This is a genomic window from Streptomyces sp. NPDC001415 (assembly GCF_053597395.1).
Window position 1 is genome coordinate 227354 of record NZ_JBSFIE010000011.1, and the last position, 25305, is coordinate 252658.

Genomic DNA, 25305 nt, shown 5'->3' on the forward strand with positions numbered 1-25305 from the left:
CACTCAGCGGTCCTTCGGGTCGAGCAGCCAGAGGCCGAGGACCACCAGGAACGACAGGCAGAGGAATCCCGCGCCCCACCAGGCGGTGCCGGTGTTGCCCCGCATCCACTCATTGACCACCACGGCCAGGCCCCACAGCTGGCCGATGACCACCGTGATCGCCAGGGTGAGGCGAGCCGTCAGCTTCGAGGAACGCTCCGGTTCCTGCTCGCTGCCGGCGCCCGGGCCGGGCCCGGTGTGCCGGATCCGGGGGTCTCCGTACCCGCTGGTCGCGCGGATCTGCGGGTAGCGCTCGTGGACCGGCCGGTTGAGCCGGGGCTGTGCGGAGCCGGGGGTGTACACGGGCGGCGGGGGGACCGCGACGCCCTCGCGCGGGCCGGGCCCGCCAGCGGGGGTCCGGCCGGGGGCCGCGTTGCCTTCGGTGCTCATGTCCGCTCGCTCCTCTCGGCCGGCTTCGCGTTGGCGCCGGGGCAGCCCATGCGGGCCGCCATGCCGGGCCGGCTGTCGGCGAACTGGCGGCACATGGCGTCCTTGACGCTCTCGCCGGAGCGCGCCGTGGCCACCGCCCAGACGCTGCCGTCGGCCTCCTCGACGAGGAGCACCTTGGGCAGCGGGCGCGGCGGCGGTCCGGCGGTGACCTCGCCGGTGCGGGCGTCGAAGACCCCTTCGTGGCAAGGGCAGTACAGCTCGCCCTCGGTGCCGCGGTCCTCGCGCCACAGCACCCCGCAGGCCAGATGCGTACAGACGGCGGAGTAGCCGACGAGGGTGCCGTCGGTGAGGCGGACGGCGACCGCACGATCGTCCTCGCCGGGGAAGCGGAAGGCGACGGACTCGCCAGGGGGGAGCACGGCCGCGACGCGCTTGGCGTCGGGCGGGGCGTCGTTGTCGCCGTGCCGGTGCAGCACTCCCCCGGCAACGGCCACACCGCCGACGGCGAGGCCGCCCGAGACGGTGGCGACGATGCGGAGGTAGTCACGGCGAGTGGTGAGGGAGTCGGCGGCGATGCGGTCGTGGAGGGCGGCCTGGGCGGGATCCGTGCCGGGGTCGGGGCCGGCGGGAGGCTGCTCGGTGACGCTCATCGGGTGACACCTTTCCCGTCCCCCTGTCGCCCGCCGCCGCCCTTGCCGGAGTTCGCTTCGTTCACGGCTTTTCCATTCACCTCGACGATCGGCAGGCCGCCGGGCACCGGCCACTGGACCTTGTCGGCGGGCACCACCATGGCCACGCCGGTGGAGACGACGACATCGCCGAACGTGAAGGAGTCGGCGACCTGGACGCCGGGGCGCTCCGCGCGGAGTTCCTCGACGGTCCCGTAGAACAGCGCACCGGTCGGGCAGACCGTGGCGCACATGGGGGCGAGGCCGTAGGCGGTGCGGTCGTAGCAGAGGTTGCACTTCATCTGCAGCTTCGCCTGGAGGTCGATCTTCGGTACGCCGAAGGGGCAGGCGTTCACGCAGTTCGCGCAGCCGATGCAGCGGGTGGTGTCGGCCTGCTGCACCACTCCGTCCGCGGTCACCAGGATCGCGTCGGCGGGACAGACCTCGGCGCACGGGGCGACCGGGTCCTCGCAGTGCATACAGACGGTCGGAAGGGAGGCGACGGAATGGCCCTCGTCGGGATAGTCGAGATGGATCATGGACTTGCCGCGGTGCGAGTCGCACTCGCGGCAGGCGGACACACAGGCCTGGCAGCCGATGCAGCGCCCCGGGTCGATGAAGATCGTTCTGCCCATCATGGCGGGCGTCAGCTCCTCTCCGCGGTGCCACGGCCCTGCGGGGACGTGGGCGGCAGGGGGTCGGTGCGCGAGACCTGGGTCGCCGGGTACGCCTCGTGGCCCGGGGCGGTGGGCGGCGCCGGCACCTCGTCGATCCGCTCGGCGGCCTCGATACGGCAGGCGCACACCTTGTACTCGGGGATCTTGGAACGGGGGTCGAGGGCATCGATGGTGAGCGCGTTGGCGGCCGTCGGGACCGGCCAGTGGTACGGGATGAACACCGTGTCGGGCCGGATGGCCTCGGTGACCAGCGCGGGGAAGACCTCGCTGCCGCGCCGGGTCACCACCCGGACCGGGTCGCCGTTGCGGAAGCCGTGCGACGGGTGGACCTCCACCCAGGGTCGCGGGGTCTGCTCGACGAGCGCGCCGAGCCGGCGGGTCTGGTTGCCGGACAGGAAGTGCGCCACGGTCCGGCCCGTGGTCAGCGACATCGGATGCTCTTCGTCGTACGGGTCCATCGGCGGATGCCACTCGACGACCTGCATGTGGATCTTGCCGTCCGGGTGCGAGGTCCGGCCGCCCTCGAAAAGGCGGGGCGTGCCCGGGTGGTCGGTGGAGGGGCAGGGCCAGGCGATACCGCCGGTCTCCTCCAGGCGCTCGTAGGTGATGCCGAAGTAGTCGTTGACCGTGCCGGCCGACGCGATCCGCAGCTCCTCGAACACCTCGCGGGAGCCCGGGTAGGCGAACTTGTCGCCCACGCCCAGGCGTTGGGCCAGCTGGCACATCACCCAGGTGTCGGTGCGCACACCGCCGGGCGGCTCCTGCGCCTTGTTGTGCTTGACCACCCTGGCCTCGGCGTTGGCCATCACGCCCTCGTCCTCGGCCCAGGTGGTGACGGGGAAGACGACATGCGCGTTGGCCGCGGTCTCGGAAAGGAAGAAATCGAATTGAGCGTGGAATTCCAGAGCGTCGTAACCCGCTTTCACCGTCCCGTAGTTGGGCAGGGAGACGAACGGGTTGTTGCAGATGCCGATCAGGCCGCGGATCTCCTCGCGCTGCATCTGCCAGACCATTTCCATCATCGAGGTGCCCGCGGGCGGCAGTTCGGACTCGTCGATGCCCCAGATCTCGCAGATCTGCTGCCGGTGCTCCGGATTCGAGATGGAGCGCCCGCCGGGCAGCAGGTCGGCCTTCTGGCCGTGCTCGCGTCCGCCCTGGCCGTTGCCCTGGCCGGTGATGGTGCCGTAACCGGCGCCGGGCTTGCCGAGGTTGCCGGTGGCCGTGCAGAGGTTGATGACGGTCAGGCAGTTCTCGACGCCCTGCGAATGGTGCTCGATGCCCCGCGCGTGCCAGGCCATCGCCCGGTCGGCGCCCGCGAAGGCCCGGGCGACCTGGACGACCTGGGAGGCGGGAACCCCGCAGATCTCGGCGGCCACATCGGGCGTGACGGAAGCGACGGAGGCGCACACCTCGTCCCAGCCGGTGGTGTGCTCGGCGAGGAACTCCTTGTCGAGCAGGTCCTCCTGGATGACGACGTTCAGTACCGCGTTGAAGAAGGCCGCGTCGGTGCCGGGCCGCAGCGCGACGTGGATGTCGGCGGTGCGCGCGATGGCCGTCTCGCGCGGGTCGATCACGATCAGGCTGGCACCGCGGTCCCGGGCGCCCCACAGGTACTGGGTCATGACGGGGAAGCACTCCCCCACATTGGACCCGGCGATCAGCAGGCAGTCAGTGAGCAGGATGTCGGAGAACGGGTTGCCCGCCCGGTCGATGCCGAAGGCGAGCTTGTTGGCGCCGGCGGCGGAGACCATGCACAGCCGGCCGTTGTAGTCGACGTGCCGCGTCTTGAGGGCGACCCGGCCGAACTTGCCGACCAGGTACGTCTTCTCGGAGAACAGGCTCGCCCCGCCGAGCAGCCCGAACGCGTCATTGCCGTGGGCGGCCTGGATGCGGCGGATCTCGGCGACCGTGAAGTCGAGCGCCTCCTCCCAGGAAGCTTCGCGGAACGGTTCGTCGCGGGAGCGGCGCATCAGCGGGGAGGTCAGCCGGTCGGGGTGGTTGACCTGCTGGTAGGCGTTGATTCCCTTGGGGCAGAGCCGCATCCGGTTGATGTCGTGGTTGCGGGGCTCGACGCCGAACACCTTCCCCGCCCGGTCGACCCGCAGATACATGCCGCATTGCACCCCGCAGAAGCAGCAGTGGGTGGGCACGAGGGTCTCGCCGTTCTGGTCGGCGTGCCACTGGTCGGCCGGGATGCCGCCCGCGTCGCGGAAGTTGCGGGTGCCGGGCGGGGCGATCGAAGGGTCGAGCGGAAGGGGCCGGCTGCTCACTTGAAGCCCTTCTTGACGTGGCTGAGGTAGGCGGTGCCGCGCAGCACCCGCTTGCAGCGCGGGCAGTACGCGGCCCAAGCGTCGAAGTCGAGCTTCAGATCGCGCATGGTGCCCCGCAGGTTCTCGACGTACGGGGCGGTGTCGATCGGCTCGCCGCAGCGCTTGCACGGGAAGACCTGCTCGTCCTGGCGCGCCGTGTACTTGAAGAGCTGCATGCCGACCGCGGCCGGCCGCTGCACGATGTGAAAGAACTTCCCGAACGGGATGTAGATCAGGGTGAAGACGACCGAGACCATGTGCAGGACGGCCAGGAACTGGTAGCCGCCGCCGTGCAGGAAGATCGACGAGAAGGTGAGGAGGAGCCCCGTCACGGAGATGACGATCAGCGCGATCAGCGGGACGAGGTCGTAGGCGAAACGCTGGCCGGTGATGGCGCCGCGGTCCTTCATCCGCCGCCACAGGAAGTACGAGGCGCCGGGGATCACCAGCACGGCGGCGATGTCCAGGCCGTGGAACATCAGCCAGCCGACGACGCTCAGCGAGTCGAAGCCGAGGACCTTGAACCCCCAGATCCGCATCTCGTACCCGGGGCCCGAGCCGGACCCGGAGGTGAACGTGAACCACCCCCAGGTCAGCGGGAACGTGATCGCGGCCGCCAGGATGCAGCCCCAGAAGATCAGCTGATGGGCGGCCCAGCGGGCGTGCGAACGGGCGCCGAGGAACTTCTGGAAGCCGAGATAGGTGGCGATCATCTTCGGCAGGGCGGTGGGCGCCCTGCGGAAGTTGGCCGCCGAGAACAGGCTCCGCCAGCCCTGCTTGAACAGGCGGCGGGCGCCGGGAGAGGAGATCCACACGCTGTAGCGGTAGGCGACACCGAAAGCCAGGAACACGGTGGCGACCGCGTACGGAAGGAGCGCGGAGTCGAAGTCCTGGAGCAGCCGGCTGCCGAACACGATGGCCAGGATGAGCAGCACGGAGACGGCCGTACCGGCCAGCGTCGCGCGCAACGCCACGGAACGCGGGGCGGGCGGCGCGGGGGCGACAGCCGACACCGGCGGCGGTACCGGTGTCTGTGGCGCGCCCGAGGAGGAGGCGTCCGAGGAGGAGGCACCGGAGGAGGCGTCCGAGGGCGCGGCGGGGGGTGCGGGTGGCTCGGTCACCTTGTCACCGTAGGGACATTCCCGCACTAACTACCTGTTTTAGCGATCAACGGGGTGAGTGTGCGGAGGGCGATGCGGGGGGGCGGGGGTGGGGGGGCGGGGGGTGGGGGCCCCATCTCGATGAAGAAGTCCTCGCCATCACCGTCGACCAAGTGGGCACGACCTCGCGCACCCAGCGAGGGTCCAGGCCAGCCGCCCCCTTACCTGTGACGCGGCTCACCAGGAAAGGGTGACAGGACGTTGTCGCGGACGGCTGCGACGGTCGACGGCATGACGATCACAGACGAGGACTGTCTCGCCGAGACCTTGAAGTTCAACGGGCGTTTCGCCGCCGCTGCCGCGAGCCGCCCGGCTCGCGAAGAGATGCCGGACGCAGCCCTGCTGGCCACCCTGAGGCGTAACCGGCTCGGTGGTGACACGCCGCCGGTGAGGCTGCCGCAGGGCCAGGACCGCGTCATCGCGGGCGGGGTGAAAGTCCGGGCGTTCGTGCCGGACCGCGTCGACGGCGTGTACCTGCACATACACGGAGGGGGCTGGGCGTTCGGCTCTGCGGACGGGCAGGACGAGCGACTGTGGCGACTTGCCGAGCAGGCGCGGCTGGCCGTGGTCAGCGTGGAGTACCGCCTCGCACCGGAACACCCGTTCCCCGCCGGCCCCGACGACTGCGAAACCGATGCCCGGTGGCTGGTGGACCACGCCGCGGCCGAGTTCGGTACCCGACGGCTGTTGATCGGCGGCGAATCGGCCGGCGCCCACCTGAGCGTCGTAACCCTGCTGCGTCTTCGCGATCGGCACGGCATCACTGGCGCGTTCCGCGCGGCTCACCTGCTCTTCGGCTCCTACGACCTGTCCATGACACCGAGCCAGCGATTGTTCGGATCCAAGCGGCTGCTGAGCAACTCCGAGACCCTGCCGCGGAGTTACGAGTTGTTCACACCGGCGATGGGGGCGGAACAGCGCCGCGATCCGGAGGTCTCGCCCCTGTTCGCCGACCTGGCCGGGCTGCCGCCCGCCCGGATCGTCGTCGGCACCGAGGATCCGCTCCTTGACGACTCGCTGTTCCTCGCCGGGCGGTGGCAGGCGGCAGGTGCGCCGGTGCAACTCGGCGTCGTCGCGGGCGCCATGCACGGCTTCACGCTGTTCCCCCTGACCATCACCGAGCGGGAACTGGGGCGTGAGCGGGACTTCCTCGCCACGGCGTGACGGTAGCGTCGCCGGCGTGAACCGCACTGCTCGCCTCTATGCGCTGGTGGAAGAGTTGCGCGCGGCGGCGCCGCGGCCGCTTGCCGTCGCGGTGCTCGCCGCGCGATTCGAGGTGAGTACGCGCACGGTGCAGCGGGACCTCCAGGCGCTGATGGAGGCCGGGGTTCCCGTGCGCACCTCGCCCGGGCGGGGCGGGGGCTGGTCGATCGACCGGGAGATGACCCTGCCCCCGATCCAGTTCACCGCCGATGAAGCCTCGGCCCTGGCCGTGGCGCTCGCCGCGGCCGACGCCTGCGCCCCGTACGCCGGTGCGGCCCGCACAGCGGCCCAGAAGATCGCGGCCTCGATGACCGGTCCCGCCTCGGCGGCGGCACAGGAACTCGCCGCACGGATCGTCACGCTGCCCGCACCGGCCAACCCCACGGTCCGGGTCCGCGCCGCCGTGGAGCAAGCCCTCACCGCGAACACGGTCCTACGGCTGTCCTACATCGACGCGACGGGACGCGAAATCGACCGCGTGGTGGAGCCGGCCGGGCTGCTCACCACCGACGGCCGGTGGTACCTCATCGCCTGGTGCCGCACGCGACGGGCCGGCCGCGGTTTCCGGCTGGACCGGATCACAGCGGCAGCCCCAACCGGTGAGCGGGCTCAGCCCCATGACCTGGCTGAACTCCTGCACGGCTCGACCGCCGCCGGTGCGGTGCAACCCACCGCGCTGGCTTCGCTCACACCCTCACGCCCGGGCCCGCAGCCGGGAAAAGGGCGGCGGTGAGTGGCCCCGGCGGCCCCGCCGGGCGGTCCGTCCTGACGATCCTCGACACCACGCACGCCACGCACCCCACACATGCCACGTACGCCGCGACCGCCAGGCACGCCACACCCGCCACACCCGCCGCGACAAGCCACGCACTCCCCGCCGCCCCGCCCGCCCCGCCCGCTTCAGACCGCATACAGCCCGTGCGCGGCGAAGGTCTCCCGGGCCGTCGCCACCTGCTCGGCGGTGGGTGACGGGGTGTCGTGGAGGGTGAAGTTCATGCCGAGGGCCTGCCACTTGCCCTCGCCCAGCTTGTGGAAGGGGAGGACGTCGACGCGGGACACGTTGCCGAGGGAGGCGGCGAAGGAGGCGACGCCCTCGATGTTGGCGGGTTCGTCGGTCAGTCCCGGGACCAGAACGAAGCGGACATGGACCTCCTTGCCGAGGTCCGCGAGCCGATGCGCGAAGTCCAGCGTCGGCTGCAGCGGCCGGCCCGTGGCCTTCTTGTACGTCTCGCGGTCCCAGGACTTGATGTCGAGCAGCACCAGGTCCACGTCGCGCAGCAGCGCGTCGGTGGCCCGGCTGCCGAGGAAACCGGAGGTGTCCAGGGCGGTGTGCAGACCCAGCTCGTGTTTGTAGCGGTGCAGCAGCTCGCCGGTGAAGACGGGCTGGAGCAGCGGCTCGCCGCCGCTCACGGTGGCCCCGCCGCCGGCCGCGCGGATGAACGTCGTGTACTTCGCGGCCTCGGCGACCATGTCGTCCGCGGTGGTGCGCTTGCCGTTGCGCATCCGCCAGGTGTCCGGGTTGTGGCAGTACAGGCAGGTCAGCGGGCAGCCCGAGAGGAAGGCGACGAAGCGCGTGCCCGGGCCGTCGACGCCGGTCGACAGGTCCCAGGAGTGCACCGAGCCGACGATGGGCCGCCGGGTGGCCGCCCCTGCGGGCGTACTGGCGTCGTCACCGCCGGCCCGCGCCGGCCGCCCGACGGGGAACTCGGGGCGGAGCAGAACGGCCACGGCAGGAACCTTCCTGAGATTCGTCAGAGGGCGGGGCAGTGGAGACCTCAAAGCGCCCCGTGGAACGTCCGGTTGATGACGTCCAGCTGCTGCTCTCGGGTGAGGCGGACGAAGTTCACCGCGTAGCCGGAGACCCGGATGGTGAGTTGGGGGTAGTTCTCCGGGTGGCGCATGGCGTCTTCCAGGGTGGCCTTGTCGAGGACGTTGACGTTCATGTGGAAGCCGTTGCCGGCCATGAAGCCGTCGAGGACGCCGGAGAGATTGTCGATGCGCTCCTGCGGGGTGCGGCCCAGGGCGTCCGGCGTAATGGTGTTGGTCAGCGAGATGCCGTCCTCGGCGTCGTCGTAGGGCAGCTTGGCGACGGAGAGGGCGGAGGCGATGTAGCCGTGCTGGTCGCGGCCGTTCATGGGGTTGGCGCCGGGCGCGAAGGGGGTGCCGGCGCGGCGGCCGTCGGGGGTGTTGCCGGTCTTCTTGCCGTACACGACGTTGGAGGTGATGGTCAGTACGGACTGGGTGTGGACGGCGTCGCGGTAGGTGGGGTGCTTGCGCACCTTCTCCATGAAGTCGTGCACGATCCGGGTGGCCAGGGCATCCGCGCGGTCGTCGTTGTTGCCGTAGGCGGGGTAGTCGCCCTCGATCTCGTAGTCGACGGCGAGTCCGGTCTCGTCGCGGACGGCCTTGACCTTGGCGTGCTTGATCGCCGAGAGGGAGTCGGCTGCCACGGACAGACCTGCGATACCGCAGGCCATGGTGCGCAGGATGTGCTGGTCGTGGAGTGCCATCTCGATGCGCTCGTAGGCGTACTTGTCGTGCATGTAGTGGATGACGTTGAGTGCGTGGACGTACGTCTTGGCCAGCCAGTCCAGCATCGCGTCGTACTGGGCTGCGACGCTCTCGTAGTCGAGGTACTCGCCCTCGATGGGCGCGAAGCCCTCGACGACCAGCTTGCCGGTCTTCTCGTCGCGGCCGCCGTTGATCGCGTACAGCAGGGCCTTCGCGACGTTGACCCGCGCGCCGAAGAACTGCACCTGCTTGCCGACGGCCATGGCGGAGACGCAGCAGGCGATGGCGGTGTCGTCGCCGTACTTGGGGCGCATCAGCGCGTCGGACTCGAACTGGATGGCCGAGGTGTCGATGGCGACCCTGGACGCGAACTCCCGGAATCCGGCCGGGAGTTGGCGGTCCCAGAAGACGGTGAGGTTGGGCTCGGGGGCGGGGCCGAGGTTGTAGAGGGTCTGCAGGGCGCGGAAGGTCGTACGGGAGACGAGGGGGCGGCCGTCCTCGCCGATGCCGGCCATGGACCAGGTGACCCAGGTGGGGTCGCCGGAGTACAGCTCGTTGTATTCGGGGGTGCGCAGGAAGCGGACGATGCGGAGCTTGATGACGAAGTCGTCGATGAATTCCTGGGCCCGCTCCTCGGTGATGAGGCCGGCTTCGATGTCGCGCTGGAGGTAGATGTCGAGGAAGTTGTCGATGCGGCCGATCGACATGGCGGCGCCGTTCTGCTCCTTCACGGCGGCGAGGTAGGCGAAGTACAGCCACTGGACGGCTTCGCGGCCGGTGGTGGCGGGGCCGGAGATGTCGTAGCCGTACGACGTCGCCATGGCCTTGAGTTCCTTCAACGCCTTGATCTGCTCGGAGACTTCCTCGCGGTCGCGGATGACGGTCTCGGTGGCCCAGTCCTCGCTAAGGCGGGCCTTGTCGGCTTCCTTGGCGGCGATGAGGCGGTCGACGCCGTAGAGGGCGACGCGGCGGTAGTCGCCGATGATGCGGCCGCGTCCGTAGGCGTCGGGCAGGCCGGTGATGATGCCGGAGGAGCGGCAGGCGCGGATTTCGGGGGTGTACGCGTCGAAGACGCCCTCGTTGTGGGTCTTGCGGAGGTGGGTGTAGACGTCGCGCACGTCGGGGTCGGCTTCGTGGCCGTAGGCGTTGAGGGCGCCTTCGACCATGCGCCAGCCGCCGTTGGGCATGATGGCGCGCTTGAGGGGGGCGTCGGTCTGGAGGCCGACGATGAGGTCGCTGTGGTCGGCGGGGGTGCCGTCGATGTAGCCGGGCTTGAAGGCGTCGATGCGGGAGGGGGTCTTCACGTCCACGTCGTGGATGCCCTGCTCGATCTCCTGGGGGAACATCGCCAGGAGCTTGTTCCATACGGTGGTGGTGCGCTGGGTGGGGCCGGTGAGGAAGTCGGCGTCGCCCTCGTAGGGCGTGTAGTTCTGCTGGACGAAGTCGCGGACGTCGATGGCGTCGCGCCAGAGTCCGCCCTTGAAGCCGTCCCAGGCTCCGCCGACACCGTCCCTGGCTCCGCCGTTCTTCGTTGCCTCTGCAGGAGTCGCAGTCATGGCAGGCACCCTTCCGAATCACCGTTGACGTCGCACTTGAGCCGTTCGAGCTTCATCCGTTGAGCCGGAGCTCTTTGACCGCTTTCCATTTCACTCCTTTTGATCGATCAAAAGGGGCGGCAGAGGTCACCAGATCCGGGCCGAAGGCCCCACTCCCCCCATCCCTCTCTCCTTGAAACTCACCCCTGACCTGCACATTCTCTCAGGACTTTAGCCCTTAGTTTTCTTGTGAATGCATTCACAAGAATTTCGGAAATCGCGGCACCGTTCGGTACCAGCAGCATCGGAAAAGGCCCGCGCGGCATGCGCGGGCCCTTTCGGCGCAGAACCAGCCGGGTTCGATGCAGAACGAGCCGAAGGAGATACGACGCCCTAGCTCGGCGCCTCCGCGCTCTTCCGCGCGTAGAACCACCACGCCACCACGATGCAACTGACGTAGAAGGCCACGAAGCCCCACATCGCGCTGGTCACCGCGAAGTTGGCGAACATCGCCGGGATGAAGAAGAAGCCGTACGCGGCGATCGCGGAGGTGAAACCGGTGACGGCGCCCGCCTCCATCTCGGCCTGCTTGAGTGCCTTGGCGTACTCGGAGGTGCCCTCGGTCAGCCCCTTCAGGTGCTGGTTGCGGAAGATCACCGGGATCTGCCGGAAGGTCGAGCCGTTGCCGATTCCGGAGAAGAGGAACGCGGCCAGGAAGCAGCCGAAGAAGCCGTAGAAATTGCCCGAATCGCCGCCCGCAGGAAGGAAGTTGATGACCCCGACGATCGCGAGGGCCATGCCGACGAACGAGATGATGGTGACCTTCGCGCCGCCGAGCTTGTCGGCGATCCAGCCACCCGCCCAGCGAGCCAGTGCGCCGAGCGCCGGGCCCATCCAGGCATAGGTGGCGACCGAGTACGCGGGGAAGGTCGTCTTGATCAGCAGCGGCAGGGCGGCGGCGAAGCCGATGAAGGAGCCGAAGGTGCCGACGTACAGCCAGGTCATCAGCCAGTTGTGCTTGCGCTTGAAGATGACCTTCTGGCGGCTGAACGGGGTGGAGGCGACCTTGAGATCGTTCTGGCCGAACCAGGCGATCAGCGCGAGGACGACGAGCACCGGGACCCACAGGAACGCGGCGTTCTGCAGGTAGACCGGGGTGCCGTCCTTCTTGTGCTGGGCGGTGCCGATCGCGATGGTCGAGAAGGTGATGACAATGGGCGTCAGGAGCTGGACGACGGAGACGCCCAGGTTGCCGAGCCCGCCGTTGATGCCGGTGGCGTTGCCCTTCTCCTTCTTCGGGAAGAAGAAGCCGATGTTGGCGAGCGAGGAGGCGAAGTTGGCACCGCCGATGCCGCACAGCGCGGCGATGATCACCATGACGCCGTACGGGGTCGAGGTGTCCTGGATGGCGATGCCGAGCCAGATCAGCGGCACGATCAGTACGACCGTCGACAGCGCGGTGAAGCGGCGCTGGCCGATCATCGGGCCGAGGAAGGTGTAGAGGATGCGGGCTGTGCCGCCGGTCAGGCCCGGGATGGCCGTGAGCCAGAACAGTTGCGAGGTGGAGAAGGAGAAGCCGACGTCCTTGAGGTTCGTCGCGGTGACCGACCACACCTGCCACACCACGAAGGCGACGAGCAGGGCGGGAACGGCGATCCACAGGTTCCGCTGGGCGACCTTCCGCCCGACCGAGCGCCAGAAGACCTCGTTCTCCGGCTCCCACGTGGTGATGGTGCGGCCGGGCCGGTAGTTCTCCGGGTCGTACGCGGCTGTGGCGTCGTCGCACATGACCGTGGCGTCGTCGCACGTGGCTGTGGCGCCGGGGTCGGCGGTTGGCCGGGGGGACGGCTGGAGCGCGGAACTCATGGTGCTTCCCAGGGGGTTGAGACGAGTCCTGACATACCCACGGTGCGCCTGCGGCCTGGGTGGGAGTGAGAGGCGAATGCCATGAGTGCGGGCGGCCGTAGGTCCCCGAGGGAACCGCCGTACGGCCCGCCCCGAGGGCCGTCTGCGGGAAGGGTGCGTCCCCTGCAAGCCGGTGGGAGCTGGGAGCGCTGTCCCCACACTTCTCCCGTACGGGACTTGAACGGGCGGCCTCGCTGTCGCCGGGAAGCGGGGGCGGGTACGGCCGGGCTCCAGGCCGTCGAGGGCGGCGGGGCCAGCGAGGACGTCCTGCCATTCACCCTGGTGGGCGCCGACGTGGCGGACCATCCGGGCTTCGAGCTCGGCGCAGAGCCGAAGGCGCCCGGCCCCGAAGCCCGCCGCGCCTAGGCAACCCTCCGGGGTGAGGATGGGCTGAGGTCGATTCCCGGGGGCGCCCCTCCCGGACCCCGCTCCTCAAGCGCCGGAGGGGCTGAATTCGTACGGGCCGCTACGCGTCGGCGCGCTTGGCGAACTCCACGAGGCCGGCGAATGCAGTTGCCGTGAGTACGAGTACGGGGCCGCCGGGATTCTTGCTGTCTCGGACAGCCACGTCGTGCGAATCGGCGAAGTTGGTGGCGACCTCGATGCACTGGCCACCGTTGTTGCTGTAACTGGCCTTGGACCAGCCACACACCTCGATGCAGTCGCCGCCGTTGTTGCTGTACGAAGACTTGATCCAGCCGCACACCTCGATGCAGTTGCCACCGTTGTCGCTGTACGAAGACTTGAACCAGCGGAGGGAATCGGTCGCGGTCACAGGATGCCCCTTTCGTACCTGTCCGATCACGGCTACGGATGCCGCTACGCGTCGGCGCGCTTGGCGAACTCCACAAGGCCGGTGAACGCGGCCTCGGTGAGTATGAGCGAGGGGCCGTTGGGGTTCTTGCTGTCCCGGACGGCCACGCCACGCGAGTCGACGAGGTTGGTGGCGACCTCGATGCAATCGCCGCCATTGTCGCTGTACGAAGACTTGAACCAGCGGAGCGAGTCGGTCGTGGTCACGGGGAGCCCTTTCGTGCCTCGTTGATCAGGTCCACCGATGCCGCCTGAGGCAGCGCTTCGGCCTGTAGTTGATGGTAGGCCGCCAACAGAGGAAGTACCGCTGCCGTTTCGCGCTCCAAGTGGCCTCGCATCTGGGATTCGGCGTACGCGATCACGGACAGATCCGCCAGCGTCAGCAGGTTCACCGGGAGGTTGAACGGGCGGCGCTCCCCCATCTCAAACGGGGCGATCTGAAGCACGGTGTTCGGCAGTGCGGCGAACTCCACGAGCCGGTCGAGCTGGGCGTCCATGATCTCGGGGCCGCCGATCGGCCTGCGGATGCAGCTCTCGTCCATCACCACCAGCACCGACGGCGGGCGTGGGCGCACCAGCGCTGCTTGCCGCCCCGCGAGGAACGACACGCGCTCATCGGCCTGTTCGGGTGTGATGGAGCCCCGCCGCACGGCGCTGTCTGCCAGCACCCGCGTGTACTCCGCAGTCTGAAGAAGTCCGGGCACGATACCGATTTGGTACAGCCGGATCTCCATCGCCCGGCCCTCGTGCTCTACGTACTGCGGGAACCCCTCAAGCAGACTGCCTTGCTTGATATCGCGGTATTCCAGCTCGAACGCGTCGGCTGTGCCCCCTGTGCCGAGTGCCCTGTCCAAGCTGCGCGAGAAGCGGAGAGTTGGAGGCTTGCGACCTGTTTCAACTGCCGAGATGTGCACGCTGGAATAGTCCGTGCGCTCGGCCAGGTCGTCCTGGGTCCAGCCGCGCGCTTCTCGCAAGCTGCGTAGGCGCGCACCGTACGCCGCCTGAGGAGACGCGTCTGGGGTCAACTCCTTGCGATTCAAAGGCAGTTCACCAACCCTTCGTTCCAAACCGCCAGGTTGAATGCTGCCCAAGTGTGCCCCACGCTGAACTCTCCCGGTAGTGATTCGGCTACAGAGAGGAGCGAATCATGCCTCAGGTACCCACTCGGAGCCAGCCCCCAAATCCTCAACCTGTGGATTCCGCAACGGAGTTGCCAGGGCTCGATACGGGAGGTGGCTTCTGGCGCCTCGCCCCGGGCTGGGTCTCGCGGGGCCCGTACGCGCCACCGCGCGATGACGTAATTCAGGGCAGTACTGGCCGGACTGCAAGGGCTGCAAAGGCGGTTGGAACGTATGGCATCTCCCGCGACGCATGCGGCTCGGCTCGAACCCGTGCCTCACCCCGGATGCGGCACCTGCTCGGCCGCCAGCACGGCCCGCGCGCACGCGCACATGGCGGGCAACCCCGCCGACGTGACCCGAGCCACCGAGGCCATCCGGCGGCACCCCCACGAGCGCTGACCACCCGGAGGGGGACCGTGAACGCCACGGACTTCACGAAACCACGCCCCGGCCGGATCGACCCGAAGACATGCCCCGTATGCGCCCAGGTCAAGGCGCTCGGGATCGAGGCGGCTGAGATCGGCGACCCTCAGATGGCCACCGACTGGGTTGAACTCGCCTATGTCCACGCGGAGTTGGGTCACCCCTGGGACCGCCGTTGGCCAGGGTGAGCGGTCAGGCACGCGTGATGGTTCGAGGTCGGCTCAGCCCCAGGTGCGGGAGCACAGGACCAGGCGGTAGCCGTCCGGGTCGGCGATGGTGACTCCGTACTCGTCCCAGTACGGGTTGTTCGCGCGGACCCGGGTTCCGCCGGCCGCGACGAGGCGGTTGACCAGGGCCTCGTCCACGGGGATGCCGAGGTAGACCACGAACAGGTCGTCCACCGTCGGCGTTGGCTCCAGCGGGTGCTCGGGGTCGTGGGTCAGCTCGAAGTGCCAGGCGCCGCCGGGCGAGCCGACCATCACGAGGTCGTGCTCGCCGGGGACGCGCTCGGTGGTGCGCCACAGGACGTCCAGGCCGAGGCCGTCCACGTAGAAGTGTTCGGCGGCGGCGAGGTCCCGCGAGGGCCTGGCCACCCGGACGTGGGTCGCGGCATCGATCACGCGGACGCCTCCAGAGCAGCGCGCCAGGCGGGGCTGTCGCAGTAGTGGTTGTCGAACCGCTCGGCCGACTCGGCGATCTCCTTCGGATCGGCCTCGCCGCGCATGACCCGGCCGAGCAGACGCAGATAGTCGAAGCGGCCCATGCCCGGGGTGAACACGAACAGGACGTCCGCCTCGCAGCCGGGCGCGGCGGCGAAGGCGTGCGGGGTGTGCGGCGGCACGGCCAGGAAGTCGCCCGCCTCCAGGACGGTGACCTCCTCGCCCACCAGCACCTGGAGGGACCCGCTGATCACGAAGAACAGCTCCGTCGCCTTGGTGTGGAAGTGCGCGGGCGCCCCCACGGCCCCCTTGGCGAACGTGGACCGGTAGGTGGTGAAGCCGTCGGCCGTACGGTCCGAGTCGGCGAGCAGCGTCATGACGCTGCTGGGGTCCGCACAGGTCTCGGCATCGCCGCGACGGGTGAGCACGGGCTGGAACGGCGGGGCGATCTGGGAGGGGGTTTCCTGGGTCATGACTCGACCCTACGATCTTGAATGGCCCTATGGACAGGCCAATTTGACGTGATCTAACTGGGCCAATCTGGAGGCCCCGCTTCCGTTCGGCGGGCGGTCCGAGCCGACCGCCACGGTCACCGCCGCCACACCTCCGGCCGACGGCACCCCCGTACGCCCCGCGACGCGCCCCCGGCGTCCACACCGTATCCGCGCCGTATCCGCGCCGCCGATCGCCGACGATCGCCGACCTCCATCCCCCCTCGCCCGCCTTGTGCTGAACCGCTGAACCGGTACGAATCCGTACGGCCTGAAGTGTTGGCCGCCTGGCGCACCCGGCCGTCTGCTGTGCTGTGCGCATGCCACGCATGACCGCACGCAGCCGCCACGAGGAGCACCGCGCCTCGACCCCGCTGGAACTCTTCTTCGACCTCTGCTTCGTCGTCGCCGTCGCCCAGGCCGGCGCCCGGCTCGTCCACGCTCTCGCCGAGGGGCACGTCGGCGCGGGGCTGGCCGGTTATGCGGCGGTGTTCTTCGCGATCTGGTGGGCGTGGATGAACTTCACGTGGTTCGCCTCGGCGTACGACACCGACGACGCGCCGTACCGGGTCGTGACGCTCGTCCAGATCACCGGCGTGCTGATCCTGGCGGCGGGCGTGCCGCGCGCGTTCGACGACGGTGACTTCACGATCAGCGTCATCGGCTACATCGTGATGCGGCTCGCGCTGACCAGCCAATGGCTGAGGGCCGCCCTGAGCTGCGAGGACCCGGCCGAACGCCAGGTGTGTCTGCGGTACGCGGCCGGGCTCGTGGTGTGCCAGCTCGGCTGGGTCGGCATGCTGTTCGTCCCGGACTCCGCCCGCACCTGGGTGTTCCCGGTGCTCGCCCTGGCCGAACTCTCCGTACCGATGCTCGCCGAACGCCGCCGCAGCACCAGCTGGCATCCGCACCACATCGCCGAGCGGTACGGGTTGTTCACGCTCATCGTGCTCGGCGAGACGGTGTCGGCCGCCACCATCGCCGTGCAGGAGGCCATCGACGAGCACGACGAGCTCGGCGATCTGCTGCCGCTCGCGGCGGGCGGGCTGCTCATCGTGTTCGCCGCGTGGTGGATCTATTTCGCGGTACCCATCCACGACCACCTGTCCTCCAACCGGCAGGGTTTCGTGTGGGGTTACGGGCATTACGCAGTGCTCGCGTCGGCGGCGGCGATCGGGGCGGGCATGGAGGTCGCGATCGAGCAGACGGTTGGCAAGGCGCACATCTCGGCGATCGCGGCGGCGTCCGCGGTGACGGTTCCGGCGGCGCTGTTCATGCTGACGGTGTGGGGGCTGCACTCCCGCCACTTCAAGCGCGGCCCGGCTCAGCAACTGACCTTGCCGGTCTCGGCGTTGGTGATTCTGGGGTGTACGTTCGCGGGGCGTACGGCGGTGCCGCTCGCGGGGGGTGTGGCGGCGGTGACCGTGGCGGTCGGCTGGACGCTGAGCCGGCGCGGGGTCCCGGCCGGGGGGTGACCCGGGGGAGATTCCCCACCCCGCCCCTTCCCGCTGTGACACTCTGCGGCTCCGCCGCGTGGCCTCCGGGGGTGGCGTACTGGCCAGCACCAGTACTGCTAGGGGCGCGGGGCTGTGACATGTGCGGCTCCGCCGCGATGGGGGTCCCCTGTTCGAGCGGAGCCGAGAACTTGGGGGAGCGAGCAACCACGCACGGTCCGCAGCCGAACGGCGGCAAGGGGGCCGGGCTCAGCCCGACAGCGCCCGCCCCCTGCCCTGACAGGGCCGTGAGGAACTGCGTCACAATCGGCCGCATGCGCTACCTCCTGCTCGGCCCGCTGCACATGACCGGCCCCGCACCCGCCCCCGCAGGGCCCCGGCTGCGCTCGCTGCTCGCCTTCCTCGTGCTGAACGCCGGGCACACCGTCCCGGCCGAGCGGCTCGTGGACGCGCTGTACGGGGAGGAGCCGCCGGCCGGGGCGGCGGGCGCGCTGCAGTCTCAGGTGTCCCGGCTGCGCAAGTGCGTGGACATCGAGTACGGGCCGGCCGGCTACCGCCTCGTGGCCGACCCCGAGGACGTGGACGTACTCCGCTTCGAACGGCTCGCCAGGGACGGCGCCCGGGCCCGCGAGGCGGGCGATGCGGGGCGCGCGGCCGTGCTGCTGCGCGAGGCGCTGGAACTGTGGCGCGGACCCGCGCTCGCGGATGTCGCCCACGCGCCCTTCGCCGCCGCGCAGAGCGCACGCCTGGAGGAGTTGCGCGCGGGCGCCGTCGAGGAGCTCGCCGAGGCCCAACTCGCCCTCGGCGGCGACCCGTCCGAGCTGCTGCCCTGGCTGCGGGAGGCGGTCGCGGCACATCCGCTGCGCGAGCGGCTGCGCGGCCAGTTGATGCGGGCGCTGCGTCGCGGCGGGCGGGGCGCGGAGGCGCTCGCCGAGTACGAGACGGCTCGGACGCTCCTTGCCGAGGAGCTCGGCGCCGACCCCTCCCCCGAGCTGGCGGCGGTCCACCTGTCGATCCTGCGCGGCGAGGATGCCCGGCCCGCCACCGCATCGCGCCTGCCCGCCCAGCTGACCTCCTTCGTCGGCCGCGACCGTGAACTGACCACGCTGGTCGGCCTGTTGGGGTCCTCACGCCTCGTCACGCTGATCGGCACGGGCGGGACGGGCAAGACACGGCTCGCCCTGGAGGCGGCCACGCGGCTGCCCGGCGAGGTGTGCTTCGTCGACCTGTCCGCCGCGCCCCGTACCGCCCTGGCCGTACGCGGCGCCCTCGGCCTGCGCGACAGCGGCGCCGACGATCCCGAGTCGGCGCTGGTCGAGGCCCTGCGGGACCGTGCCGTGCTGCTGATCCTCGACAACTGCGAGCAGATCATCGAGGACGCCGCCGCCCTCGCCCACCGTCTGCTGTCCCACTGCCCCGGCCTGCGCATCCTGGCGACCAGCCGCGAGGCCCTGGGCATCACGGGCGAGTCGCTGCGTCCGGTGGGGCCGCTGGACACGGATGCGGCCGTACGTCTCTTCACGGACCGGGCGGTCGCCGTACGCCCCGAATTCGCGCTCGACCAGACCAACTCCCGTACGGTACAAGCTATTTGCGACTCTCTCGATGGGCTTCCGCTCGCCATCGAGCTGGCCGCCGCGCGGCTGCGGCAGCTCCCGCTGGCTCAGATCGCGGACCGGCTCGACGACCGCTTCCGGCTCCTGTCGCGCGGCGACCGCACCAAGCCGGAGCGGCACCGGACGCTGCGGGCGGTGGTCGAGTGGAGCTGGTCGCTGCTCAGCGACGAGGAGCGCGAGTTCGCGGCGCGGCTGACCGTCTTCTCGGGCGGCGCCACGTCCGAGGCGGCGGGGCGGGTCTGCGGCGCGAGGTCCGACGCGGCGGGGCGGGTCTGCGGCGCGAGGTCCGACGCGGGCTGCGGCGCCGGCCGCGACTCCGAGGATCTGCTGGCCTCCCTCACCGACAAGTCACTCGTGGAAGTGGAGGCGGGGGCGGGGGCAGGGGCGGTGGCGGAGGCAGGTCGGTATCGCATGCTGGAGACGATTCGGGCGTACGCAGCCGATCAACTGCCCGCATCCTCGCGGGACTTGGTGGGAGCAGCGCACACCGCGTACTTCCTCGAACTTGCCGAGGCGGCCGACCCCGAGCTCCGTTCGGCGGACCAGCTCCACTGGCTGAAGCGGCTCTCGGCGGAGCACGCGAACCTGCGGGCGGCGCTGGTCCGGGCGACCCGCCGCGACCATCCGTCCGCCCTGCGCCTGCTGACGGCACTCTCCTCCTTCTGGTGGCTGCGGGGCCTGCGGGCCGATGTGGCGCCCGTCGCGGCCGAGTTGCTGGCGGCGCTTGAGGGTGGCGGCGTACTGGAGGCCGGCTCCGGAGCCGGCTTCGATTTCGACGAGGCGTACGTGTTGTGCGTGCTCGCGGCCGGGGTGGGCGGGGCGGTTCCGGACGCGGACCGGGCGCGGGCGGCGCGGATCGTCGCCGAGCGGGACCGGCCGTTCCGGCAGCCGTTCACGGCGTTCCTCTGGGCGATCGCGGCGGGGCCGTCCGCAGGAGCCGAGCGGCCGGAGCTGGCCGGGCCCGACCCCTGGTCCCGGGCGCTCGCGCGGGCGGGTTCGGGGCATCTCCACCTCTTCCACGGCCGGGTGGAGGAGGCTTCGCGTGCCCTGTCGGGGGCGCTCGTCGCGTTCCGCGTGCTGGGTGAGCGGTGGGGGACGGCCACGACACTGGCGGGCCTCGCCGGGGTTTCGGCGGCCCGGGGCGACGCCGAGGCCGCGCTGGGCTGCATGGATGAGGCGCTGGCGCTGTTCGAGGAGCTGGGGTGCTGGGAGGACATCGCGGACCTGTTGCGTGAGCGCGCGGAACTGCTGCGCGGGGCTGGGCGGTTGGCGTCCGCCCGGGCCGACTTCGAGCGGGCGCTGGTGGCGGCTCGGCGGGCGGGAACCCCTGCGGCGCTGGCTGCGGCCCGCACGGCCCTGGCCGCCTGCCCAGCACGCTGACCTGGGGCTCCGCCCCAGACCCCGGATGCCCCCCGCCCCTTCCCGCTGTGACACTCTGCGGCTCCGCCGCGCGGCCTCCGAGGGTGAGGTGTCCCGGCTGCGGCCCGTTGATGTCCGTGCGGACCAGGACAATCCTGCTAGGGGCGCGGGGAACTGCGCGACCACCCACACACGGTCTGCGGACGAAAGCGGGTTTAGGGACGCGGGGAACTGCGCGACCAGCCACCACCGACCCGCACCCAACACCAGCCCCCCCCAGTCCCCCCAGCCCCCCCAGGCGCCCCGCACTCACCACGCCCCCTACCCCCACCCCGTCAGCGCTCGTGCGCGCTCGTGCGCGCCCCGTGCGTGCCCGGTGAGCGGGCGCCGCCAGAGTCGGCGGTGTCGGAGGGACAAGCCCCCGGCAGAAACCCCGCCGGGCCAGCCGCCCGCAGGGTCACCACAGGGAGCACACCATGTCGCAGCAGCTCAGCACCGAGGCCGGCCAGAACCCCGACCGTCCCGTCACCCTCGCCGGCAAGACCGCCCTCGTCACCGGCGCCTCCCGAGGCATCGGCCGTGGCATCGCGCTGCGGCTGGCCGCGGAAGGGGCCCTCGTCGCCGTGCACTACGGGTACGACGGCCCCGCCGCCCAGGACACGGTCGACGCGATCGTCGCGAACGGCGGCCGCGCCTTCGCCGTGGGGGCCGAACTCGACACCGTCGACGGCGTCGAGCAGCTCGCCGACGCCGTCCGCAGCGGACTGCGCGCCCACACCGGTGAGGAGTTCCTCGACATCCTCGTCAACAACGCCGCCGCCACGGGGCACTTGCCGTACGCGGACACGACGCCCGACCTCTTCGACCGCCTCTTCGCGGTGAACGTACGCGCCCCCTTCTTCCTCGCCCAGCGCCTGCTGCCCGCCCTGCGCGACGGCGGCCGCATCATCAACATCGGCTCCGCCGTCACACGGATCGCGCTCGGCGACGAGTTGGCGTACACGATGACGAAGGGGGCGATGGAGACGTACACCCGGACCCTCGCCAACGAGGTCGGCGCCCGGCGGATCACGGTCAACCTGGTCGCGCCGGGGCCGACCGAGACCGATCGGACCCGCGCCTTCCTGCGGTCCTCGCCCGAGATGGAGGCGATGATGATCAAGGCTCAGGCGCTGCCGTGGATCGGGCAGCCCGCCGACATCGCGGACCCGGTCGCGTTCCTGGCCTCGGACGACGGCCGCTGGATCACCGGCCACGTCCTCGACGCCTCCGGCGGAACCTACCTGGGGCCGAAGCTCTGACCCCGCGCGAACAACCCACCCCGTGCCCAACCTCCCAGCCTCCGACCCCAACTGCCGTGGTAGGGATGGCCTCATGAACAAATCCCTCACCGATGTCGCCGGGTTCCGGGTCGGGCACGCGGCCGTGCCGGGACCCAATGCCCTGAGCGGTACGACCGTCGTGCTCGCCCCGCCCGGCGGCGCGGTCGCCGCCGTCGAGGTGCGCGGGGGCGGCCCGGGCACCCGGGAGACCGACGCCCTCGACCCGAAGAACGTCGTCGAGCGGATCGACGCCGTCGTGCTGACCGGCGGCAGCGCGTACGGGCTCGACGCGGCGGCCGGGGTGATGGCCTGGCTGGAGGAGCAGGGGCGCGGGGTGCGGGTGGGGCCCGAGCCGTACCAGGTGGTCCCGGTCGTGCCCGCGGCCTGCCTGTTCGACCTGGGGCGCGGCGGCGACTGGCGGGCCCGGCCCGACGCCTCCGTGGGCCGGGCGGCCGTCGATGCCGCCGGGGTCGAGGTCGCGGAGGGCAACGTGGGGGCCGGGATCGGTGCCGTGGTCGGCGGCCTCAAGGGCGGCGTCGGCACCGCCGGCGTCACCCTCGCCTCCGGGGTCACGGTGGCCGCCCTCGCCGTCGTCAACGCCGTCGGCTCCCCCGTCGACCCCCGCAACGGCGCCCTCTACGGAGAGTACGGGGACGCCCCGGCGCCCCAACTGCCCTCTTCTGAGCGCCACTTGGCCGCCCAGGCTCGACTCGCCGCCACGCGCCAAGACGTGCCGCCGCTCAACACGACCCTCGCCGTCGTCGCCACCGACGCCCGGCTCACCCGGCCGCAGGCCCAGAAGCTCGCCGGGACCTCGCACGACGGGCTCGCTCGCGCCATTCGCCCCGTACACCTGATGCACGACGGGGACACGATCTTCGCCCTCGCCACCGGATCGCATGATTCCGGCCCCAGCAGGACGGACGGGCCCCTGAGCCCCGAAGAGTTGAACCACGTCCTCGCCGCCGGGGCGGACGTCGTCGCACGGGCGATCGTGCGGGGCGTGCGGGCCGCCGAGAGCGTCGAGGGGCCCGGGGGGACTTTCCTCTCTTATGGGGATCTGTACGGGAGTTGAGGGTCGAGAGAGCCTCAACTGTGACCGCCGTCACCATCTCCTCTCGCAACCATTGGGCCATTTGGGTTCTCTATGTCCGTACTGGATTCATTTCGCAGTACATCTCGCAGACATGGAGCAGCCCGTGACACCGCCGGCGTCGGACAACGCAGCGCAGCCTCAGCAGTTCAGCAGCACCCCGCGCCCCGCGCGTCCGCTTGCCCGGCGTCGGGTCCGGCTCGTCGCGGGGGCGGCGGGACTCCTGGTCGGCGCGCTCGCGCTGACCGCCTGCGGCGGCGACGCCAAGGCGAACGACGACGCCAAGGGCGGCAAGGGCACGGACGCCTCGGCCGCCAAGGACGCCTCCACGCTGAAGATCACCATCTCGGCGAAGAACGGCTCCACCAACGCCTCCATCAACGACGTCACCGTCAAGGCCGAGGGCGGCAAGCTGTCCGAGGTGACGATGACCGAGGTGCAGGGCGGCAAGGCCGTGCCCGGCACGCTCGCCGCCGACGGACTGTCCTGGAAGCCGACCGGCAAGATCGAGCGCGGCACCCAGTACAAGATCGCCGCGAGCGGCAAGGACGACAAGGGGCGGGCCGCGGTGGAGAACTCGCAGTTCTCCACCGTCTCGGCCAAGGACAGCTTCATCGCCAACTACACCCCCGACGACGGCTCCACGGTCGGCGTCGGCATGCCGGTGTCCTTCGACTTCAACAAGGCGATCACCAACAAGAAGGACGTCCTGTCGCACATCACGGTGACCAGCAGCAGCGGCCAGCAGGTCGTCGGGCACTGGTTCAACTCCCAGCGTCTGGACTTCCGTCCCGAGGAGTACTGGAAGGCCGGCTCCAAGGTCACGATGAAGATCGACCTGGACAAGGTGGAGGGCGCCAAGGGCGTCTACGGCGTGCAGAAGAAGGAAGTCACCTTCACCATCGGCCGCAACCAGGTCTCCACCGTCGACGTGAAGACGCAGGAGATGACCATCCAGCAGGACGGCAAGACCGTCAAGACGATTCCGGTGTCGACCGGAAGCGCCGAACACCCCACCTACAACGGGCAGATGGTGATCTCGGAGAAGTTCACGCAGACCCGCATGAACGGTGACAGCGTGGGCTTCGGCGGCGAGTACGACATCAAGGACGTGCCGCACGCGATGCGCCTGTCGACCTCGGGCACCTTCATCCACGGCAACTACTGGGCCACCACCGACCCCTTCGGCAACGAGGGCACCAGCCACGGCTGCGTCGGCATGAAGGACGTGAAGGGCGCCGGCGGCGACACTCCGGCCAAGTGGATGTTCGACCACAGCATCATCGGTGACGTGGTCGTCGTGAAGGGCTCGCCCGACAAGACCATCGCCCCGGACAACGGCCTCAACGGCTGGAACCTGCCCTGGGCGCAGTGGACGGCGGACAGCTCCTCCTGACCAACCACCTGTCCCCATAGGCGACTTGACCGGCCGGTAGCCCTTTCTCGGGGTGCCGGCCGGAAAAGTTTCGGCCATGCCCGCTGCGCGATCCGCCCCCAGGGGCTACGTTGAGCACCTTCTACGTGACCAACAGCGACGGCCAGGAGAAGCCTTGGTGCTCCATGTGCCCCACCCGCTCGACGGCGAGCGCGGCCCCGGCGACGATTCGCCCCAGGAACAGGTGGCCGTACTCCTGGGGCGGGCCCTGAACTCCTTCGACCTGCCGGACGAGCTCGTCGAACGCCTCGCCCTGGCGATGGCGCACACCACTTCGCTGCACTCCTCGCTGCACACCTCGGCGGCGGGCCCCGGCGGCCACCGCCTCAGCCGCGAGACGTACCGGCACTGCTATCTGCTCCTGGACGGCACCACCGTCACCCTGTGGGAGCTCGCCTATCACGACGGCCGCGAGTACGCGCACGAGGTGTACGCGGCCGAGGAGGACGCCCGCGTCGCCGCCGCCCGGCTGCGCCACAGGGCCCTCCCCCAGGAGGCGGCCCACCCGGACGACGAATTCGGCGCGCTGGAAGCCGAGTTGGGCACATACGGGGGTGGCGCCTGCGATCCGTTGCAGGACTTCGAGGACTGCTGGGAGGCCGGGTTCGGCCCCGACTCCCTCACGGAGCACGACCGCGCCGCACCGCGCCCCTGCCCGTACGCGCCGGACGACTCGGCGGACCACGCGCGCCGGCTCCTGCGCCGCGCCGAGAACCCGGACCGGCCCGGCGAGCGCACCGCGCTCAGGCTGCGGGCCGCGCACGCGCACCGGATCACCCAGGCCTTCGGCAGCCGCTGCCGCACACCCGGGGGCGACGCCGCGTTCACGCTGTACGAGCACGCGTTCCTGCTGCTCGACGGCGGCGAGCTGAGCCTGTGGGAGGTCGAGCACACGGCGACCCCGGACGGCCGCCACATGTGCGAGGTGTACGCGACCGAGCAGGCCGCCAGAACCGCCATGGAGCGCCGCGCACACGTGAGTTGAGGGCCGCGCCCGCACCCCGAAGGACGCGCGGGCCCTCACCTCAGAGCCTGTGTCTAAACCCCGTCCGGATCAGACCGCGGCGTCTGGTGCGTGCGATCGCAAGGCGCCGGAAGGTCCTCGTAGCGGAGCTACTAGGG

General features: G+C 70.5%; 24 protein-coding genes. 11 read left to right on the forward strand and 13 right to left on the reverse strand.

Features of this window, described 5'->3' with window-relative positions:
• Positions 1-3 precede the first annotated feature (3 nt).
• From ACWC2B_RS17970 to ACWC2B_RS17990, 5 genes are read right to left on the reverse strand one after another with little or no spacing between them, the layout of a single operon-like run.
• Positions 4-429 carry a hypothetical protein gene (locus tag ACWC2B_RS17970; protein WP_450717522.1) on the reverse strand — a complete coding sequence of 142 codons (426 nt, stop codon included), beginning with the start codon at positions 427-429 and terminating at the stop codon, positions 4-6.
• A complete protein-coding gene (locus ACWC2B_RS17975) occupies positions 426-1079 on the reverse strand; it encodes a Rieske (2Fe-2S) protein (RefSeq protein ID WP_450717524.1) in 654 nt (217 codons plus the stop codon). Before ACWC2B_RS17975 ends, ACWC2B_RS17970 begins: the two co-directional genes overlap by 4 nt.
• The gene (locus ACWC2B_RS17980; RefSeq protein WP_450717526.1) at positions 1076-1735 is read right to left on the reverse strand and encodes a 4Fe-4S dicluster domain-containing protein; all 660 of its coding nucleotides are present in this window, start codon (positions 1733-1735) and stop codon (positions 1076-1078) included. Before ACWC2B_RS17980 ends, ACWC2B_RS17975 begins: the two co-directional genes overlap by 4 nt.
• A gap of 8 nt (positions 1736-1743) precedes the next feature.
• Positions 1744-4044, reverse strand: coding sequence for a molybdopterin oxidoreductase family protein (locus ACWC2B_RS17985; protein WP_450717528.1), 2301 nt, complete (start codon positions 4042-4044; stop codon positions 1744-1746).
• Positions 4041-5096 carry an MFS transporter gene (locus ACWC2B_RS17990; RefSeq protein ID WP_450717590.1) on the reverse strand — a complete coding sequence of 352 codons (1056 nt, stop codon included), beginning with the start codon at positions 5094-5096 and terminating at the stop codon, positions 4041-4043. Before ACWC2B_RS17990 ends, ACWC2B_RS17985 begins: the two co-directional genes overlap by 4 nt.
• A gap of 378 nt (positions 5097-5474) precedes the next feature.
• Between ACWC2B_RS17990 and ACWC2B_RS17995 the strand changes: the two genes are divergently transcribed.
• Complete coding sequence (locus tag ACWC2B_RS17995) at positions 5475-6407, forward strand: alpha/beta hydrolase (protein ID WP_450717530.1); 933 nt, start codon at positions 5475-5477, stop codon at positions 6405-6407.
• Between the two features lie 16 nt (positions 6408-6423).
• The gene (locus ACWC2B_RS18000; RefSeq protein ID WP_450717532.1) at positions 6424-7179 is read left to right on the forward strand and encodes a helix-turn-helix transcriptional regulator; all 756 of its coding nucleotides are present in this window, start codon (positions 6424-6426) and stop codon (positions 7177-7179) included.
• 167 nt (positions 7180-7346) lie between these two features.
• Here ACWC2B_RS18000 and pflA read toward each other — a convergent pair whose 3' ends face one another.
• The 3 genes from pflA to ACWC2B_RS18015 all read right to left on the reverse strand — a co-directional run bounded on the left by pflA (position 7347) and on the right by ACWC2B_RS18015 (position 12358).
• Positions 7347-8165: a pyruvate formate-lyase-activating protein gene (gene pflA, locus ACWC2B_RS18005; RefSeq protein ID WP_450717592.1), complete on the reverse strand. Its 819-nt coding sequence runs from the start codon at positions 8163-8165 to the stop codon at positions 7347-7349.
• A 56-nt stretch (positions 8166-8221) separates the two neighbouring features.
• Positions 8222-10513 carry a formate C-acetyltransferase gene (gene pflB / locus ACWC2B_RS18010; RefSeq protein WP_450717534.1) on the reverse strand — a complete coding sequence of 764 codons (2292 nt, stop codon included), beginning with the start codon at positions 10511-10513 and terminating at the stop codon, positions 8222-8224.
• Positions 10514-10885: 372 nt separating this feature from the next.
• Positions 10886-12358 carry a NarK family nitrate/nitrite MFS transporter gene (locus tag ACWC2B_RS18015; RefSeq protein WP_450717536.1) on the reverse strand — a complete coding sequence of 491 codons (1473 nt, stop codon included), beginning with the start codon at positions 12356-12358 and terminating at the stop codon, positions 10886-10888.
• Positions 12359-12574: 216 nt separating this feature from the next.
• Between ACWC2B_RS18015 and ACWC2B_RS18020 the strand changes: the two genes are divergently transcribed.
• On the forward strand, positions 12575-12763 hold the full coding sequence (locus ACWC2B_RS18020; protein ID WP_450717538.1) for a hypothetical protein: 189 nt from the start codon (positions 12575-12577) through the stop codon (positions 12761-12763).
• A 100-nt stretch (positions 12764-12863) separates the two neighbouring features.
• On the opposite strand, the gene ACWC2B_RS18025 is transcribed toward ACWC2B_RS18020, so the two are convergent.
• From ACWC2B_RS18025 to ACWC2B_RS18035, 3 genes are read right to left on the reverse strand one after another with little or no spacing between them, the layout of a single operon-like run.
• Complete coding sequence (locus ACWC2B_RS18025; RefSeq protein ID WP_450717540.1) at positions 12864-13172, reverse strand: DUF397 domain-containing protein; 309 nt, start codon at positions 13170-13172, stop codon at positions 12864-12866.
• 44 nt (positions 13173-13216) lie between these two features.
• Positions 13217-13417, reverse strand: coding sequence for a DUF397 domain-containing protein (locus tag ACWC2B_RS18030; RefSeq protein ID WP_450717542.1), 201 nt, complete (start codon positions 13415-13417; stop codon positions 13217-13219).
• A complete protein-coding gene (locus tag ACWC2B_RS18035) occupies positions 13414-14250 on the reverse strand; it encodes a helix-turn-helix domain-containing protein (RefSeq protein ID WP_450717544.1) in 837 nt (278 codons plus the stop codon). The genes ACWC2B_RS18030 and ACWC2B_RS18035 overlap by 4 nt, the downstream gene beginning before the upstream one ends.
• Positions 14251-14601: 351 nt before the next feature.
• Between ACWC2B_RS18035 and ACWC2B_RS18040 the strand changes: the two genes are divergently transcribed.
• Together ACWC2B_RS18040 and ACWC2B_RS18045 are read left to right on the forward strand one after the other, a co-directional pair.
• Entirely contained in the window at positions 14602-14730 is a 129-nt protein-coding gene (locus ACWC2B_RS18040) for a hypothetical protein (RefSeq protein WP_450717546.1), read from the forward strand.
• Positions 14731-14747: 17 nt separating this feature from the next.
• A complete protein-coding gene (locus ACWC2B_RS18045; protein ID WP_450717548.1) occupies positions 14748-14942 on the forward strand; it encodes a hypothetical protein in 195 nt (64 codons plus the stop codon).
• Positions 14943-14975: 33 nt separating this feature from the next.
• Here ACWC2B_RS18045 and ACWC2B_RS18050 read toward each other — a convergent pair whose 3' ends face one another.
• Together ACWC2B_RS18050 and ACWC2B_RS18055 are read right to left on the reverse strand one after the other, a co-directional pair.
• Positions 14976-15374 carry a VOC family protein gene (locus tag ACWC2B_RS18050; RefSeq protein WP_450717550.1) on the reverse strand — a complete coding sequence of 133 codons (399 nt, stop codon included), beginning with the start codon at positions 15372-15374 and terminating at the stop codon, positions 14976-14978.
• Complete coding sequence (locus tag ACWC2B_RS18055; protein WP_450717552.1) at positions 15371-15886, reverse strand: cupin domain-containing protein; 516 nt, start codon at positions 15884-15886, stop codon at positions 15371-15373. Before ACWC2B_RS18055 ends, ACWC2B_RS18050 begins: the two co-directional genes overlap by 4 nt.
• Before the next feature lie 347 nt (positions 15887-16233).
• Between ACWC2B_RS18055 and ACWC2B_RS18060 the strand changes: the two genes are divergently transcribed.
• From ACWC2B_RS18060 to ACWC2B_RS18085, 6 genes are all read left to right on the forward strand, one after another.
• Positions 16234-17379, forward strand: a complete 1146-nt coding sequence (locus ACWC2B_RS18060) for a low temperature requirement protein A (RefSeq protein WP_450717554.1) — start codon at positions 16234-16236, stop codon at positions 17377-17379.
• Between the two features lie 293 nt (positions 17380-17672).
• The gene (locus tag ACWC2B_RS18065) at positions 17673-20354 is read left to right on the forward strand and encodes a BTAD domain-containing putative transcriptional regulator (RefSeq protein ID WP_450717556.1); all 2682 of its coding nucleotides are present in this window, start codon (positions 17673-17675) and stop codon (positions 20352-20354) included.
• 455 nt (positions 20355-20809) lie between these two features.
• Complete coding sequence (locus ACWC2B_RS18070) at positions 20810-21634, forward strand: SDR family oxidoreductase (RefSeq protein WP_450717558.1); 825 nt, start codon at positions 20810-20812, stop codon at positions 21632-21634.
• Between the two features lie 73 nt (positions 21635-21707).
• Positions 21708-22730 (forward strand): P1 family peptidase, encoded by a 1023-nt coding sequence (locus tag ACWC2B_RS18075; protein ID WP_450717560.1) that lies wholly within the window; start codon positions 21708-21710, stop codon positions 22728-22730.
• Between the two features lie 112 nt (positions 22731-22842).
• Positions 22843-24144: an Ig-like domain-containing protein gene (locus tag ACWC2B_RS18080; RefSeq protein WP_450717562.1), complete on the forward strand. Its 1302-nt coding sequence runs from the start codon at positions 22843-22845 to the stop codon at positions 24142-24144.
• A 223-nt stretch (positions 24145-24367) separates the two neighbouring features.
• Entirely contained in the window at positions 24368-25168 is an 801-nt protein-coding gene (locus ACWC2B_RS18085) for a DUF6227 family protein (protein ID WP_450717594.1), read from the forward strand.
• The last annotated feature ends 137 nt before the right edge of the window (positions 25169-25305 follow it).